This is a genomic window from Leptolyngbya sp. FACHB-8, from assembly GCF_014695575.1.
Lineage (GTDB): Bacteria > Cyanobacteriota > Cyanobacteriia > Elainellales > Elainellaceae > Vacuolonema.
This window is the reverse complement of sequence record NZ_JACJOO010000015.1, coordinates 181,477-199,203: the sequence shown is the minus strand read 5'-3', so window position 1 is coordinate 199,203 and position 17,727 is coordinate 181,477. Positions and strand designations below refer to the sequence as shown.

General features: G+C 49.2%; 8 protein-coding genes. 5 read left to right on the top strand and 3 right to left on the bottom strand.

All coding sequences use genetic code 11. The annotated features are described in order from the left end of the window. Positions 1–305: 305 nt before the first annotated feature. Together H6F91_RS03695 and H6F91_RS03690 are read left to right on the top strand one after the other, a co-directional pair. The gene (locus tag H6F91_RS03695; protein WP_190789226.1) at positions 306–3,716 is read left to right on the top strand and encodes a GAF domain-containing protein; all 3,411 of its coding nucleotides are present in this window, start codon (positions 306–308) and stop codon (positions 3,714–3,716) included. Between the two features lie 11 nt (positions 3,717–3,727). Next, a complete protein-coding gene (locus tag H6F91_RS03690) occupies positions 3,728–4,885 on the top strand; it encodes an ATP-binding protein (protein ID WP_190774396.1) in 1,158 nt (385 codons plus the stop codon). 183 nt (positions 4,886–5,068) lie between these two features. Here the strand turns inward: H6F91_RS03690 and H6F91_RS03685 are convergent, their stop codons facing one another. After that, positions 5,069–6,226, bottom strand: coding sequence for a PAS domain-containing protein (locus H6F91_RS03685; protein ID WP_190774397.1), 1,158 nt, complete (start codon positions 6,224–6,226; stop codon positions 5,069–5,071). Between the two features lie 818 nt (positions 6,227–7,044). After that, positions 7,045–11,925: a PAS domain S-box protein gene (locus H6F91_RS03680; protein WP_190774398.1), complete on the bottom strand. Its 4,881-nt coding sequence runs from the start codon at positions 11,923–11,925 to the stop codon at positions 7,045–7,047. 1,484 nt (positions 11,926–13,409) lie between these two features. Between H6F91_RS03680 and H6F91_RS03675 the strand changes: the two genes are divergently transcribed. The 3 genes from H6F91_RS03675 to H6F91_RS03665 all read left to right on the top strand — a co-directional run bounded on the left by H6F91_RS03675 (position 13,410) and on the right by H6F91_RS03665 (position 16,340). Continuing rightward, positions 13,410–13,769, top strand: coding sequence for a hypothetical protein (locus H6F91_RS03675; protein ID WP_190774400.1), 360 nt, complete (start codon positions 13,410–13,412; stop codon positions 13,767–13,769). 462 nt (positions 13,770–14,231) lie between these two features. Beyond that, positions 14,232–15,455: a sulfite exporter TauE/SafE family protein gene (locus tag H6F91_RS03670; RefSeq protein WP_190774401.1), complete on the top strand. Its 1,224-nt coding sequence runs from the start codon at positions 14,232–14,234 to the stop codon at positions 15,453–15,455. 264 nt (positions 15,456–15,719) lie between these two features. After that, on the top strand, positions 15,720–16,340 hold the full coding sequence (locus H6F91_RS03665; protein ID WP_190789225.1) for a hypothetical protein: 621 nt from the start codon (positions 15,720–15,722) through the stop codon (positions 16,338–16,340). 109 nt (positions 16,341–16,449) lie between these two features. On the opposite strand, the gene H6F91_RS03660 is transcribed toward H6F91_RS03665, so the two are convergent. Continuing rightward, positions 16,450–17,607 carry a hypothetical protein gene (locus tag H6F91_RS03660; RefSeq protein WP_190774403.1) on the bottom strand — a complete coding sequence of 386 codons (1,158 nt, stop codon included), beginning with the start codon at positions 17,605–17,607 and terminating at the stop codon, positions 16,450–16,452. Between the last annotated feature and the right edge of the window lie 120 nt (positions 17,608–17,727).

Genomic DNA, 17,727 nt, shown 5'->3' with positions numbered 1-17,727 from the left:
ACGAAGCACCTAAACCACCCAACATAGGCGTATTCCGCTGAGCACTGGGGGTTGGATTAGAAGCCATTTTTTGTCACTTCACACCTGAAGCCTCCTACGTGAATCGTTGTACAACGAGGCCATACAACGTACACCCTCAAGAACCGATTCAATACAGGAGGTTCCTGCAAACCACCCTTAACCCGAACCTAAGCCACGTAGGTGTAATAGAAAACCCGTATTGTTCTATGACAAAACTAGAATATCCAATCCTTCGACCTGTTATACAGAAATATGAGTTCCAGCATGGCATTGTGCAAATCTAGATGACTACCGGTGTTCCAACCCTACAACAAGCCATTGATCGACATCCCCTCCTCGTCGCCCCTAATACTCCCTTATTAGATGTATTGGCATGGCTGAAAGAGCACCCCGGCTCTCCTGAATGCGCATTGGTGGTCGACAATGAGCAGCTGGTAGGAGTGTTCACCGCTCAGGAGCTTATCTCTCTCACCGTAGCTCACCAGGATCTGGCTGCGATCGCCATCGGTGACGTCATGGCACCACCGCTATTGACCTTACAGGACAGCGATCTCCTGGAAGCCACTGAGCTTCTCGCTCTGATGCAACAGCATCAAATTCAGCAAATACCTGTCCTGAATCACTTGCGCCAGGTCATTGGAATTGTCACTCCTCTGAGCTTACTGCACGCTCTAAGTAGCCCTCCCTGCCCCAGCCCTGACAGCTTAGATGTAGCTCTCAATGAAGCCTCCGGCTGGCTAGAGGTACAACAGGCCGAAGCAGCACTACAGCAATCGCAGCAACGTTATCAAACCCTGGTTGGCTTTTTGAATGGCATTGTCTGGGAAGCAGACCCCAAATCCTTGCAATTTACGTTTGTCAGCCCTCAAGTCGAAGCGATTCTGGGCTACCCGGCAGAAGCCTGGTTACAGCCTAATTTTTGGGAAGAGCACCTGCATCCCGATGATCGCCTTCCCACCCTCAAAGCATGCCATCAGGCTAGAGCATTGCGGCAGATGCACAACGTGCATTACATGGAATACCGCATGGTGGCTGCGGACGGTCATGTCGTCTGGCTCTATGACACCGTTCGGCTCGTTCAGGCTCCTGATCAGTCGGTCAGGTTAGTCGGGTTCATGTTGGAAACGACCTATCAAAAACAGGTTCAGAGTCAGCTTCAAGAACAGGAGCAGGTCTATCGAGTGTTGGTGGAAAACTCTCCTGATATTATTGAGCGCTTTGATACCCAGCTCCGGCATCTCTACATCAGCCCAGCCTTAACAGCCATTACAGGTTTGCCTGCAGACGTATTTCTGGGCAAGACCTGTCGTGACTTGAATATGGCGGAGGAAATGGTTTGTGCTTGGGAAGCGGCTGCCGCCCGGCTGCTGGCAACGGGTGAGAAGCAAATCATTGAGTTTGAGACCGCAACCCTCATGGGGGTTCGCTCCTTTGAGATGGCGATCGCCCCCGAACTAACCCATGATCAGGTCATACAGTCTATTCTGTGCATTTCCCGAGATGTCACCGATCGCAAACGGACAGAAGCCGCTCTACGCCAGCAACAACACTACACCGAGCAGATTGCCGAATCGACCCTGGCGATCCTCTATATCTATGATCTGGAGGAAAATCGTAATGTTTATGTCAACCACCAGATTGAGGCAGTTCTTGGTTATTCCCCCGCAGAGATTCAGTCCCTGGGGAGCGGCTTATTTCCAACCTTATTACATCCCGAGGATAGACCTCGGATGGCCGGAAACTTTCAGCGTTGCTCCACTCTACAAGATGGGGATGTTTTGGAAATTGAGTATCGGATGCGCCACAAGGCAGGCGAATACCGCTGGCTCTTAGGTCGCGATCGCGTTCTCAACCGTACTGAGGATGGGTCGCCCCGGCAAATGTTGGGTGTCGCGACCGATATCACCATCCTTAAAGAAACCCAGGCAGCACTACAACAACAAGCCGAGCGTGAACGGCTGGTAGCAGCGATCGCCCAACGGGTCCGCCAATCCCTCAATTTGGAAACAATTCTGAGCACAACGGTAGCGGAGGTGCGGCAATTTCTCCAGAGCGATCGCGTCATCATTTACCGCTTTGAGCAGGACTGGAGTGGCATCGTGGTTGCCGAATCCGTTACGAAGCCCTGGCAATCCATTCTCAATATGGAAATTAGGGACAGCTATTTTGTTGAGACACGAGGCCAAACTTACCAGCAAGGTACCATTCGCGCCATTGCAGATGTTTTTAACGCGGGTTTTAGCCCCTGCCATATGGAGCTGATGGAGCAGCTCCAGGTAAGAGCCAAGTTGATTGTTCCCATCCTCCAGGGTGATCATCTGTGGGGCCTATTGGTTGCCAATCATTGTTCCAAACCCCGAACCTGGCAACCATGGGAGGGAGAACTCTTGTCCCAACTGGCAACTCAGGTCGGCATTGCGATCCAACAAGCCAATCTGTATGAGCAGGCTCAGCTGGAACTAGCCGAGCGTCAACGGGCCGAAACAGCCCTGCAACACCTCAATCGAGAGCTAGAACAACGAGTGCAGGAACGGACGGAAGCTTTGCTGCAGCAAGCGGAACAGGAACGGTTGCTACGGTTCGTCACCCAACACATCCACCAATCCTTCAACTTTGATACGATCCTGACTACGGTGCTCCTTGAAACCCGCCAGACCCTGAAAGCCGATCGCGTTGCCCTCTATCGATTTAATCCGGATTGGAGTGGTAGCTTTGTAGCCGAGTCTGTGGAAGAGGGTTGGGTACCCCTGGTGGGACCGAATATTCAGAAGGTTTGGGAAGACACTCACCTGCAAGTCAGCCAGGGTGGCCGTTATCAGAAGCATGAGACCTTTGCCTTATCGGATATCTACCAGGCCAACCTGAGCCATTGTCACCTGGAACTATTGGAGCAGTTTCAAGCCAAAGCTTTTGCGATCGCCCCAATTTTTGTCCACGACACCCTGTGGGGGTTGCTGGCCGCTTACCAGAACACTGGCCCCCGTACATGGCAAAGTTGGGAAATAGACCTGTTGCAACAAATCAGTTTACAAACGGCGATCGCCATTCAGCAATCAGAATTGTACAGCCAATTAAAGAATGAGCTACGCCAAAAGGAAGTGCTGATCAAGGAAGTGCATCATCGGGTAAAGAACAACTTACAGGTAGTTTCTAGCCTACTAAATTTACAATCTGCATCGATTGAAAATCCTGACATTCTACAACCTTTTATCGAAAGCCAACGCCGTATTAGCGTCATGGCAATGATTCATGAACGGCTCTACCGTTCGGGAAATTTAGCCCGCCTAAACTTTGCAGACTATATTCGTGATTTAGTAGACGATGTTTTTCAGTCTTACCTTCCCGTTGGGTTAATGGTGAACTGGTCTGTTGAAGTTGCCAACCTCGACCTTGAATTAGATCTAGCCATTCCCTGTGGTTTAATTGTTAACGAACTGGTGTCCAATGCCATCAAATATGCATTTTCTGATGATCTTGGAGGAGAAATTTTAATTCTTTTTGAGAATAATCTCTCTCAATATAATTTGATTATTCAGGATAATGGAATAGGTTTTCCAGAACATCTGGATTTTCGGCAAACTGAGTCTCTAGGTATGCAAATTGTGTGTGCCTTGACTCGGCAATTGGGGGGCACAATTGAATTAAGCCGTAGCTCAGGTACAACTTTCACTATTATTTTTGACGCTGCATCTTAGCAGCTCTCACTATGGGCTTTAGCATTTTAATTGTAGAAGATGAGCAATTAGTTGCCCTTGATATTCAGCGGCGATTGACCCAGTTAGGCCATCAGGTTGTTGCCATTTGCGATCGCGCAGAAACCGCTCTGGAGGCGGCTGAGAACTTCCACCCTGAGTTGATCCTGATGGACATTCACCTCAAGGGGGATACGGATGGGATTGCCATTGCAGCCCGAATCCGCGAGCGATACCAGTTGCCCATTATTTTTTTAACAGCCCATGCCGATGATGCTACCGTAGCCCAGGCCAAAGCCACCCATCCCTTCGGATATTTGATTAAGCCTGTTCAAACAAAACATCTCAATACTGCGCTCGAAATTGCAGTCTCATGGCATCAGGCTGAAATGATGATGCAAAAGGCCTTAGCTAAGGAGCGTGACCTCAGTGAGGCACTGCAACGAGCCTTAATTAAAGAAAAGCAATTAAATGAGCTAAAGTCGCAGTTTGTTTCGATTGTTTCCCATGAGTTTCGCAACCCATTAAGTTCTATCATGGCGACTCTCAGTCTCCTGGAGCGACAGGATTTACAGCTTACGGTAGAACAACGTTTAGCTTATTTGAAGCAGGCGAAAGGAACAACTGGCAGTTTGCTGGAACTCTTTGAAGATGTTTTAACCCTGAGCGACACGGAGACTTCTCAGTTTTACTGCCATCCAGTACCGATGGATGTTCTCTGGTTCTGTCGCGAATTAGTCCACGAATATCAAACTCAAGCTACAACCCATGCTCTTCATTTCGAGGTTGAGGGATGTGATAAAGCGAGCCCACTTTTTTACAATTTAGATCCAAAGTTACTGCGCCATATTCTCTGCAATTTATTATCCAATGCCATCAAATACTCCCCTGAAGGAGGCACAATTGATTTTCAACTAAACTGTGCCATGGAAACCTTAAATTTCTGCATTCAAGATCAGGGTATTGGCATTTTGCCCGAAGAACAAAGCCGTTTATTCGAGCCGTTCTGCCGAGGTTCCAATGTCAAAAAGATATCGGGTACAGGGCTGGGCTTATTTATTGTTAAAAAGTGCGTGGAAGCCCATGGAGGGGAAATTACCGTTCATAGTACCGTTGGCAGAGGTACAACATTTACCGTTACCTTACCCATCCATTGCTGCGCCAGTTCGTAGTGTGATATCAACTCGAGTGCATCCCACTTTTGTAAGTGAGGCGGGCTTCGCCCGCCTCACTTACAAAAGTGGGTTCCCAAATCTGCAAAAGTGGGATGCACCCTATCAACTCTGATTCACCTGGGTGTGAGATGTTCGCTATAGCGAACATCTCACACCCAGGTGAACCATTCCTTTATGCGTTCATGAGACGGCATCCGTTAGCTTCTGTCGTTCGCTGACGTCACGGGCAAAACTTTGATAAGCCAGGCGATCGCCATACTCAATCAACCGAATGCTGACTTCTACCGTAATCGTCGTTGCATCTTTACGGCGCAGCTGATGCACAAAAATATGGCTACCGGCTTTCTCCAATTGAGGAATTACATAGACTTGAAAATAGTCTGTGGCCTCTGTCGTTTCAATGTCTTCCAGTTTTAACTGGGTCAGCTCTTTGCGCGTATAACGAAGTCGGCGGGATGCTTTCTGATTGGCATCAATAATGCGATGAGTCTCGACATCAATGATGAAAATCATGTCATTTGCCAGTTCAAACAGATTCTTGTACTTTTCCAGAGATTCTTGCAGGGCTAACTCTGTTTCTTTGCGATGGGTAATGTCGCTAGCAATCCCAACGGTACCAATGATTTCTCCGGTTTCCGAACGAATTGGACTAAGCGTGTATTCAAAATAGCGAGGTCCCCCAGTTGTAAACACGCGCAGTTCGGCAAAGCTCTGCTTCCCAAAGGAGAGGGTGGTATCCATTTGGGAAAGGTAGAACTCTGTAAACTCAGAGGGCAGTTCGGCTTCGTAGCAAAGATGACCCAGCACTTGTGTACGGTCAAGCCCCCAGACACGCCCACCGATGGGGCTGACATACGTAAAGTGGCCAAAGCGATCGCAAATAAAGACTAGATCTGGAATGGCCGAAAAGATCTGATCGAAAATTTGCATTTGATATTCGACCTGGAGCGCAATCTGCTCTGCGCTATGGGCCATATCCATATCCAGTAATCGAATGGCTGCCGGGGGTTGATAGGGCTCCAACTGAGCCGTGTGAACTATGCTGAAATCAGGTTGCCCGTTATCGGGAAGCGGAGGTACCTGAAAAACTTGTAATACCTCTTGAATGGCTGACGTCACCTTGATAATTCCATCGCGCGCCAGGGTCTGCTGAGTGCCAGCATCTCCCGTAAGTTCGCTCATTTGTTGCCGCAATGCATCGAGTTGTTGCTGGATAGAATCCAGGCTTGTCTCGGAGTCAGGCACAGGCAAATCATAAACCTGTGCTAGCGCTTCTATCACCAAGTCTGTTTTTGTCTTTCCCAGCGCTTTGGCTTGCTTCTCAATAGCCTGAAGCATTTCCTCTGGGATCCTGAACGAAACTGTTTTACTTCCCATAAAGCCTTTTAAACTTCTTCGGCTCCTGTCCGGTAAAGCAGACCGGCATGATATAGCACCGATGAGATTCAGACACTACACGAAAGGAAACTGAATGTTAGAGAGGAAACGTTGAACACAATATCCCTCTTTCAAAGATATATCTTAACCGCTATATAGTGATGCTAGCCGTCAAGCTAGTTCAACTACTATGCCTTCATTTTTATAATTTATAAAGATTTTGATTCATTTCTTTACTAAAGCATCAAAATCTTTCACGACAAATCTCATCGATGCTCCAGAACCAGAAAAAAGCTTCTATTAAGAACCAAACTGGAGAGCAAATTGAAACAGAAACTCCCAATTTTTATACGCTTATTGATCCCTATATAGCAACGGACTAAAAATAGTGTCACTTTTCTTTATAGAAAAGCAACTCATTCATCTATACAGCGCTTTGCGCTTGAATAAAATGCAGTTATTTTTGTGAGAGCCTCGCGGAGCGAGGCTCTCACAAAAATAACTTGTACCTCATAGGCTTGAAAAGTGCTGTATGTAAGTTTGGTTACCGTATGAGAAAGATAAGAAGGTGAGCCTTAAAAACTCACATTTTCATCAGATAGCCATCATGATAACGGTTTGCAAGTCGGTCTGTTTTGACGTAGTGCACGACATCTTGCATATCGATACACTTGCTGTCTCAATCAGTTCTGAAGGCGTGAGGCATGGAGAGGCTTCGCCATGCAATGACTCATTGAGGAAGCAGAAAGCCCAGGGTTTGTTTTCAACTCATCAGGTTTTCAGCAGGCATCCGTCACGGGCGTATTGAGGGTCGTAATAATCCAGGCAGCTTGAGGGATGTCGTAACGTGCGATCGCCCTTCCCTCAATCCACATCAGACCGTCAATCCGACGGAAGCGGTACACTACAGAATCCGCCTGACCTTCTAACAGGCGAACCCACGCTGGCAGGATCGCTGCATCAATATCATCGGGCTCAATATACAAACTCCATAGAGTTGCGTCTTCCATTAAATCTTGGGGCAGAGAGCCAAAAATCTGCTCACATTTTCCGGAAGCAAGTTCTAGTCTAAAATCCTCTATACTGTGCCAACGAAATTGGGCGATCGCTCCCCCAAATTGCATCACAATGTCGTGGAGAATGTCTTGATATTGGGCGAGGGCTCTTTCCAGGAGCTTGCGTTCTGTAATATCAGAGCTAACGCATTGAAACTCCATGGGTTTTCCCTCGTCATCCAACAAAACCCGATCAGACCATCGATACCAGCGTAGGTCGCCAGAAGGCCCAATCACAGCATGCTCATATTCACCCGTAGGTTTGTCAGTACCTAGAGATGCCAGATAGTCTTGGAGGGCAGAACGAGACTCAGCAGGGACAAATTCTAACCAGTTTCTGCCGAGAAGTTCCTCAGCAGATTTTTTAAAGAAGGCACAATAGGCTTCGTTGACAAAGGTCAGCGTACCATCTGGACGAAAGCGGCAGACCAAGTTTGTCTGAAGTTCGACCATTGCCCGGTAAGAAGCTTCACTCTGCCGCAAGGCTTCGCCAAGCCGCTTGAATTCTGTAATATCGGCCCACGTACCAATCATCCGAACGGGTTGACCAGCCGCATTCCAGATCGCTTGAGCGCGATCGCGAATCCAGATATAGTGCCCCAATTGATGCCGCACTCGATATTCCGTATTGAAGGGTTCTCGGTGTTCGAGGTGCTGGCGGGTCACCAGTTCCACATGACAGCGATCCTCTGGGTGCAGCATTGCCAGAAAATCGGCTGTGGAATAGCTTTCTTGAGCGTTGACAGGGTAGCCCATCATGTCCCAAAACCGAGCGGACACATAGGTTCTGTCTTGAATAATATCCCAATCCCAAATAGCTTCACCGATACCTGTAATCGCTAGTTCGTAACGCTCTCGCATCTCCTGAAGCTGGCGTTCGGCGCGTTTGTGATCGCTAATGTCCCGTATCATCAACAAAGCGGTCTGGTCATCCCCCCGGCTCACACGAACTTCCTCATATTGGAGCTGGTTACCGAATGAGAGTTCTTGCTCGTAGTGTTGAGTAATGCCGGTGGCGATCGCCTCCTCAATAGCAGCTTGTTGACGGTTGCTGATAGTAGTCGGGAGTAACTCATCCATGTAGCGGCCCTGAACATTCTCACCTGCTGGCAGGAAATTTAGCATCCCATCTCGGCCAATCACTTCTAGATACATCCCGTCCCGACGTATCCAAAACAGCATGTCGGGAATCGCTTGTAGAATCGCTCGCTGTCGTGCCTCAGAGCGTTGCAGTGCCAGTTCGGACTGGAGCTGAGCCGCTTCGTTGAGTTTTCGGGTGGTAATATCCTCCACTAAACCAATCGCAAATCGAATTTGCTGATGACTATCCCGCACAATGGTGGACATCAAATTTACCCACACCACGTCACCATTCTTATGCACATAGCGCTTCTCTAGCTGGTAGCGATCAAGGCCACCCGCCAGACATGCTTCCACCAAGGCCGTCTCATGGGAAAGATCGTCTGGATAGGTCAGCTCAGCAAAGGTTATTTCGGCCAGTTCCTCGGCGCTGAAGCCAACCAGCGATTGGAATGCCGCATTACAAAACCGGAGGTCATAACTGGGAGGTTCGGCAACTACAATGCCAAAACCTGCGTTATTAAATATCGTACGGAATCGGGCCTCACTATCTTGTAGAGCCAATTCGGCCTGCTTGCGATCGCTCAAGTCATCGACGATGATGCAGTAACGTTCAAGGCTGTCCACCCCATCGGATGCCACAGAAATTGTACTTTTGCTCCATAGTAAGGACCCATCCTTCCGAATGCAGCGCTGCTCAATTGAGCAGTTAGGCACAATACCCTGCACGAGCTGATTAAATGCCGCCTCGAAAATCGGGAGATCGTCTGGGTCTGTGCAATCGCGGAAATTGAGCGATCGCAACTCCGCTTCGGTGTACCCTAACAGGGCACACAGTTTTTGGTTCACCTGCAGAATACGATAGTCGCGATCGGTCAGGACAATGCCGACCGCGGCGGTTTCAAATAGAGAGCGGAATAGGGCTTCACTCTGTCGCAACGCTAACTCAGCCTGCTTGCGCTCTGTAATATCGATCACGACTCCCATCAACCCATAGCGGCCATCAAAATCTGGAAAGGGACAGACAAGCCGTAAAAGATAGCGGTCTTCTCCATTCCAGACCTCGACGGTTTCATATTCCAGCACCCGATCGGGCTGACACAAGTCACAAAGCTGTTGATAAAGCGCAATCACTTCCGCTTCACAATCCAGTTCACCGGGCAGCGTTCCCAGCATGTTACCGAACCGCTGCATATCTACCGGATTCTGCAAAATCAACCGTTCTTCTGCATCCCTGGCCCAAATCCCAAAGGGAAGCGCATCAATCAGGGTTTGAAGACGTTCCTGGCTCGTGCGTGATTCTTCTTCAATGCGCTTTAATTCAGTAATATCTGTGATGGTGCTGACGAATCCAAGAATCTGACCACCTGTCCCTAATTCAGGATGTCCCTGAATAATGGCCCAAATACTGTCCCCCTTAGGCTTGATGAAACGGCATTCTACCCGGTAGGGCACCCCCCGTGCGAGGGCATCCATCCAGGTTTGGGACACCCACGCCTGATCTTCGGGGTAGAGGTAATGCTCCTGGATGTGCTGGAAAGAGGCGAGATGCGATCGCTCCAAAATTTCACAGCAACACTGGTTGTAATAAATGCAGCGTCCACTCGCATCGGTACGAAAAATCCCAACAGGAGCCAGCGCTGCCAGCGTTTCATAGCGTTGATTACTTTCCCGTAAGGCCACCTCCACCCGCAACCGTTCCGCTACCTCGTCGGCTAGTTCTACATTCGTCCGCCGTAGTTGCTCCGTCCGTTGTAAAACGCGCTGTTCCAGTTCTGCATTCAGCACTCGAATTTCTGCTTCAACCCGCCGCCGTTCCTGTAGCTCGACCTGCAGTTGTCGATAGAGTTCTGCCTGATAAATACCAATGCCTGCCTGGGTTGCAAGCTTCTGCAATAAATCGACCTCAAAATCCTGCCATTCCCGAATATCGGAGCAGTGATGCACCATCAAAATTCCCCAGAGCCTTACCACAGGGCTACCTGCAGGATCCTGATCCGTATCCCCCTCCTGTTGAACCATGATGGGCACGGTTAACATGGCCCGCACCTGGGCCTGGTGAAACAATAGGTCCGTGTAAGACTGTTGCAGATCTGAATGGTGAATGTCGGATGCAAAGAGTGCATTACCACTCAGAAAGCTATCAAGATCCGGGTGGGGCAACCTTACTCCCCAGTCGGCCACCGATAAGCTGGGATCACTTACGGCCTCCACAACAATTTCCCCCGTCCAATCGCTGTTGAACCGGAAGATCAGAACGCGGTCCGTCTGAAGATACTGGCGCACATCCTCAACAATCAGTTGTAGAGTGCTGTCCAGATTTAGCGATTGATGAATATGTTCGACCACCTGGCGTAACAGCCGCTCCTGGTCTAACTGTCGCTGGAGCGCAATTTGCGCTTCCTTCCGATCAGTGACATCAATAATCACCCCATCGGCGATCGTGTTACCGTCTTCGTCGCGGAAGAACCGGGCCACTTCACGCACCCAACGGGTCTGATTCCCCATAGGGCAAATGCGATACTCCTGGTCAAGCGATTGCAGAGTTTGACGGGAGTCTTGCAATTGTTCGATGAAAAGTGGGCGATCGCCCGGATGAATTGACTGCGGCAGAAGAGTTGGATCGGCCATCAATTGATCGGATGGATATCCACAGACATCCTGAATTCCTTCACTCACAAACGGCAAGGTTACCTGCCCAGACGAGGAGAGCACTTCTCGATAAATTGCACCGGGGAAGTTGGCGGCAATGCTGGCCAGTTGTTGCTGCTGTTGCCGCAAGGAATCTTCGGCCTGTTTTCGCTGACTAATATCACGCACGAAGCATTGAATTGCCAGTTGCTCTTCGTACTCGATTAGTTGCGCATTAATTTCGACGGGGATCTCAGCGCCATCTTTACGCCGATAGCGATGCTCATAAATAATGCTCCCTTCCGCCTCCAATTGTTCTAAAATTCCATCCTGAAGCTCCGGTTCTAGCGGTATGGCAATATCGTCAATGGTCAATTGCAGCAATTCTCGCCGAGAGTACCCTAGGCGGCGGGCGGCGCTCCAGTTCGCATTCAGAATATGGAAGGTGGCGCGATCCATGATAAAGATGGCGTCATTTGCCGACTCAAAAAGAAGCCGATACTTCTTTTCAGACTCTTGCAGGGCAATTTCGGCCTGTTTTCGCTGAGTAATATCTTTTCCAATAAAAACAGCCGCCTCGATCTGACCATTCTGCCCTAGCACAGGGCTGAAGGTATATTCGTAGTCCCTGAGCTGATCGGAATAAAACGCTGGAAAACGAACTTCCCCCGTCAGGGCCTGACCAGTCGTGAAAATAGCATGGTGATTAACCTGAAGCTGTTCAACAACAGCAGGAGGCAAATTCAACTCGGCAAGGATTCGCCCGACCAGGCGATCGCGGCTTGCACCAAACGCCCGGGCCGTCATCGAGCTAATGTAAACAAATCGCCCTTCTACATCTTGTGCAAATACAAGATCAAGAGAGGCCAATAAAGCCTGGTCAATACTAGCCAATCTAATGTCCTACTTCCCGACGTCAACTAAGAGTGCTCATAATATTCTTGAGCCAGAGTTTTAGATGCTAGCCTAGCCTGATACGAGCATTATCTTTCTTTAAGCTCATATAGCTATCCCAAAAACTACTGTTCTCTAGAGAGCTCAGGAAAGAAACCCAGCATTGAGTTTTATCTTTGAATAATTATATATCTACAGTAATACAGAGACATGTGTGCCTATATTACGGCGTTTACAAAATGTCAAATATTACAAGGCACTGCCTCCAACTCTGACCTATTGTTCACTGTAAGAGTTTTGATAGATTACCAATTTTGACAGGGTAGATGGGGCAGACAGAACTTGTTCCATCTACCCGTCAAAATCGGCGTGATGCAATATTTAGTTATTTCAATAGCTGCACAAAAGTGAGGCTAATCCTGATTAGGCCACTATGGTCTACTCAAGCGCCTTCATAAGCTTGTGTGCCTACGTTTGGGAAGATCACCGTATTGTTCTGTAATGGCTCTCCAACGCACGGGGTGCCACTTTGTAGATCAACCCAAACTCGATATCCCTGAGGTGACACCGTAATGAAAGTTTCTAAGCCTTTGTCACAAAGGTCGCAACCTAACCGAAAGGCTTGATCTCGATGAGCGCGCTGAAAATTGTCAACCATTTTGTAGAGCTTATTCCCAGCCCGCAAACCTTTGCAAAGCTTTCCGTTCCAATAAAAAACAAACACCTGAGCGAATGCCTCATCCAAAAGCATTGGAAGCATGGTGAACTCCTGGGGGGATTGCAATACGCGCAATACGGTCATTGTATGAGATTCGCCTCAAAAATGTATACGTTTGTGAAACTTATTTAGGTGCTCTCTACAGATTCAAGTAAATATACTGAGCTCAACCGTCGGTACTATCACGTGTTATCTACAGAAAGCTTAACATTTCTTAAGACAACTCGCTGTCTCAATGAAGATAAACCTATCAACCTCAATATCTGTATTTTGGGATACACCAGGCTGTATCTATCGGAGGAAGCATATTAAATATTTTTTTGGTAATAAAGTAACTACTTAAAAAGCTTCCGTAGAGTATTAAAGTATGTATAAAGTTTTTCCTTATATCCCGTATTGCAAGCATGAAAGGATAAAATCATATTTATCGCCATACCCGTAATACAACCGTTATTCAGATTGAAATACGGGAGGCGATTGTCACTTTCGCGCAAACTTTGGCTCCCTGCGGTTTTATTAGTGTCCTTGAAGCATTGCTGGGTCAGTTAATGACTGGGCTGTTTTATCGCTAAGCAGTTAAAGAGTGCTTCTAGACTCGTTAAATACCTCGTTTTTCAATTTTTTATTTCTTGGTCAGAGCAAGCCGTACACAGTAGTAGGTACGTCAGGTTCAGATATTAACGTACTTCAGGGTGTTGCCTCCCATCGGTGCTTCTATAAGCTGTACCGATGATGTCCATCTAGCTGACTTTATGGACTATCGCTGATGCAATCGTTCATCGTTGTCACTGAATCACCCATGTCGCTCTCCCCAACCACGAGTTACTACGTCCGGCAAATTCTCACCCGCAACCGTCCGTGTTTACGCTTTATCGTTGCACCGAAAGCAGCTCTAGAAGCAGACAGCATGGCTGATATTAATGCTGTCGTCCATAGTTTATACCCCGACGCGGATGAGGCTATGGCTGTAGTCAAGAAGCTTGAACGACTGATTTCAGTCCATCAAATTCTCAAGCTCCAGGGTGCAATGTATGTAGATAACTTGAAAGTTGTGGAGCAAGAAATTTGTTGGTTGTTAGGCTTTAAGCTAACCGACCCACAATCTCCTGCAAAAACGAAGTCTTGAATACGAGTTCAAACTCAGAGCCCCTTTTTTGCCGTGACATCCTCAGGACAAAAAAGGGGCTCTGAATTTGCTGTTTTAGACCCTAGATCGAATGTCCCTTGCTTCTACATCTCATCTCTTTCTATCGGCAGATTAATAACAAGTAAGGTTAAATGCACACAACAAAAAGCAAGGTGACGCTTTGCGTCACCTTGCTTTTTGTTGTGTGCATTTAACACGACATGATATAAGGATTCTTTCGAGGGGTGCACAAAGTATGTCTCTCAAAAAAATTCTTCTTGGGTGCGGTCTGCACACACCAAAATGAGTACTTGGCTCATGTCCAATTGAGGGTTAATTAACCCAACACGGGCTATAGAGGCTTAAAACATAACTTTCGTTACTTGACACAAAGCGACCATCCCGGCCGAGAATGGGAATCTGTGCAACAGAGGATTTCGTTGCTGGGAGCCGCTTCGGGAAATGGTGGATTTATGGTTAATAGCGGCATTGGGTTTTGTGGGCAGCTTTGGCCACTGTGCTGGAATGTGCGGGCCACTGGCGATCGCTTTCTCCCTCTCCCAAGCCGATAACACCGCTGAGAAGACACCCTCTCTTTGGTTTCATGTAGTACTCAATCTCGGCCGTATTATCAGCTATATCGCGGTTGGGGCTCTGTTGGGAGGGGTCGGCTCGCTCCTGGTAGCCGGTGGGCAATTTGCGGGTGTTGGTAGTGTCTTGCGTCAAGGCATTGCTATTTTCACGGGGTTGTTGCTGATCTGGTTAGGTGTGCGACATATCCAACCGGACTTTCTCCCCCCCCTGCCCTTCATCCATCCCCTCAGCCAGGGAGCAACCCATCAACGGTTTAGCTCTGCAATGGCACGGCTCTCCCTTCATAGCCGCTGGTGGACTCCCGCCCTGCTGGGCAGTCTGTGGGGATTCATTCCCTGTGGTTTTCTCTACACAGCCCAACTAAAGGCGGCAGAAGCTAGCAGCCCGTTCTTAGGTGCCGCAACCATGGCCATGTTCGGTCTGGGTACCCTGCCAACCATGCTGGGCGTTGGTGTGTTGATGGAGCGGATGGGGAGCGATCGCCGGAGCCAATTGTTTCGGATGGGCGGTTGGATCACGCTTACGATTGGAATTCTGACGCTGCTACGCAGCGATGCCATGATCGATTACACCGGTCATAGTTCCATTGCATTGCTCATGTTGGCGCTGGCCGCCCGCCCCTTAAGTGGCGTATGGCCGGGGCTACTGCGGTATCGCCGGGCGATCGGGGTTGGCTCTTTTCTGCTGGCTCTAGCCCATACCGGGTTTATGCTCGACCATAGTCTCAACTGGAATTTAGATGCCATCAGCTTTATGCTTCCGGCTCATCGGTTGGGGATCTGGGTGGGGATCATCGCACTATTGCTGATGGCTCCGGCAGCAGTCACCAGTTTCGATCGCGCTGTGCAGGCGTTGGGGAAGCGCTGGCGATCGCTCCATCTGCTCACAGTTCCCTCTCTCCTCCTGGCTACTCTACACACCCTCTGCTTGGGTTCAAATTACCTGGGAGCCTTGCAATGGAGTTATGGAAATTTTCTATGCGCTGGGCTGCTGGTCAGCCTGACCCTGTCCGTGTTGGCCCTTCGCCAAAAGGCCTTCTGGTTCCTGCTGTTCCTGGAGCGCTATTATATCCCTCCCAGCCGATCTCGCTGAGGCTGCTGAAACCATTTATTTCTCCTACCCGTTCCGGACAAAAAACAAATGGTTCAAAGGGCTCTTAAGATGTTGGATTGAATGGGAGTAGGACAAAGCTCTCCTCCTTCAATTTCTACTTCAATCATTTCTATTTCAATAGACCTCCTGCGTGAATCGTTGCGCAGCTGCGCAACGATTCACGCTCTCAGAAGCCGATTTATGCAGGAGGTCTAATATCGAGGAATTGAGGAATCAACACCCCTTCTTGGTTTAATGGTTGAAATGATTCAGTCTATTTCCCACCGCTCTCTATACGGGTTTGCCTGCCTGATGGTTCTCGGTTTACTGGCTTCAGCTCCGGCCCAAGCCCATAAAACCCTGGTCGATGGCGACATTGCAGGAACCTGGCACATAGACCCTGACCATAATCCCAAAGCTGGAGAACCTGCTACCGCCTGGGTTGCGCTAACCCGCAAGGGAGGTACATTACTGCCCCTCAATGAGGCAAATTGCCAAATGCAGGTGTACACCCTACCCCGTCAACCAGAGGCGATCCCCATCCTGGAGCCACCTGTAAAGGCGATCGCTGCCGAGCAGTATTCGGGCATCCCCGGTTCTGACATTGTGTTCCCTGCCGTGGGTCAGTACCAGTTGCAACTGAACTGCACGCCTATTCAAGAGAATGCTTTCGCACCCTTTCAGCTGCAATACGATGTTACCGTTGCTGCGGGAAACCCTACCCCTGCACCTTCTACGGTAACTGGCAGCCCTCTCCCGCCACCGCCAGGGGCAGAGGCACCCAGGGGATCATCGGGTGGTGTGAGCGCGGGGGGGGCGATCGCTCTCATCAGTGTGGCAGGCGTTGGTGGCTGGCTCTGGTTTACTCGCCGCAAACAAGGTTAGGTGATGTTTCAAAGCTGTGGATGGAATGCGGAGAGCTGGGAGCTCTCCGCATTCCATCCACAGCTCTAGAGCAGTAAGCCAAGGTTGGATACCAGGCTAACAACGGGGATCAAAGAGACTTTTCGTAAATCCGATAGGTCTTGTAAATCTTGCCCCCAGAGGCTTCAATCAGCTTACGAGAGGGCATATTGTCCTCAAATACCCAGGACAGCTCCGCCCGTTTGTACGGCTTACCCTTCTTCTTGCCCCCCTGCATCCCCAGGTGAATCAACCCCAGGGGCACCATTTTGCGGCGGTACTCGGGTAGAGAGCAGATCGCGATCACACGCCCCTGATCAATCTGACGGCGGTACCAGAGAAACTTGAGCGTTCCAATCAGATCCAGCTTGCCATTGATGTGCTTGAGCGCGATGTTGTAATCGGGCAATCCCATCCAGAAGCCCACCATCTTGCCATTGTGTTCGGCAATGGGAAACACATCAGGATCCACCAGTTGTTGCAGAGACTTCGCCTCTTCAATAAATTCTTCCTGGGTACGGGGAGTCGAACTCCAATTGGCCGAAAATGCCTCTGTGAAAAGGTTGTATAACCCAATACAATCCTGCTCAAAACCCTCGCCTTTGGTGTGAATAGGCCGGAAGGTGATGCCTGACTTTAGGGCAATGTCATAGCCCTTCTTGAACTGTTCACCCAGTTTCTCATCCAATTCCATCGTATAAGCATAGGCATCCTTAGCCTTATGCCAGCCATCCCGCTCCATAAACTCTAAGTAATAGGCGGGGTTGTAGGGCATCATGATCATCGGCGGCGAGTCAAACCCATCCGCCAGAAAAAGGCAGTTGTTGTGGGTCGCCAGGTCAATGGGGCCACGCACCATCGTCATTCCCTGTTGCCGCAGCCAGTCGGCCGCAGCGTTAAAGAGCCCCTGCGCCACTTCAAACTCGTTGATACACTCGAAAAAACCAAACAAGCCAACGGGTTGACCTTCTCGCTCAACCAGGCGATCGTTGACAGCCGCCACAACGCGCCCAACCGCTTCGGTGCCGCTCTGCCCCATTCGGGTAGCGATGAACTGCTGCAACCGTCCATATTGGAAAAAGGGATTTTCTGGCTTGAAGGATTTGGCAACGCTACTCCGCAGTGGCGGCACCCAATTAGGATCATTGGCATATACCAATTTGGGCACGTCCAGAAATAATTCCTGGTCACCGGGAGAAAGCACAGGACGAATCTGAACGTTACCGATCTGAACGGGGGCACTAATCATGGTTTTAACAAAATAGTTTTGAAGAAGGAAAACCTGTGGCTAGGCTAACAGGGATCGAAGACGTTTGAAACAATCTTTTGATTCTATAGCAGTGGGCAAGTGGGTTCAGTAGGCGTGTGC

Coding starts and splice junctions, on each gene's coding strand:
- H6F91_RS03695 (WP_190789226.1), top strand. CDS start 306: ATGACTACCGGTGTTCCAACCCTACAACAAGCCATTGATCGACATCCC.
- H6F91_RS03690 (WP_190774396.1), top strand. CDS start 3,728: ATGGGCTTTAGCATTTTAATTGTAGAAGATGAGCAATTAGTTGCCCTT.
- H6F91_RS03685 (WP_190774397.1), bottom strand. CDS start 6,226: ATGCTTCAGGCTATTGAGAAGCAAGCCAAAGCGCTGGGAAAGACAAAA.
- H6F91_RS03675 (WP_190774400.1), top strand. CDS start 13,410: ATGCAATCGTTCATCGTTGTCACTGAATCACCCATGTCGCTCTCCCCA.
- H6F91_RS03670 (WP_190774401.1), top strand. CDS start 14,232: ATGGTGGATTTATGGTTAATAGCGGCATTGGGTTTTGTGGGCAGCTTT.
- H6F91_RS03665 (WP_190789225.1), top strand. CDS start 15,720: ATGATTCAGTCTATTTCCCACCGCTCTCTATACGGGTTTGCCTGCCTG.
- H6F91_RS03660 (WP_190774403.1), bottom strand. CDS start 17,607: ATGATTAGTGCCCCCGTTCAGATCGGTAACGTTCAGATTCGTCCTGTG.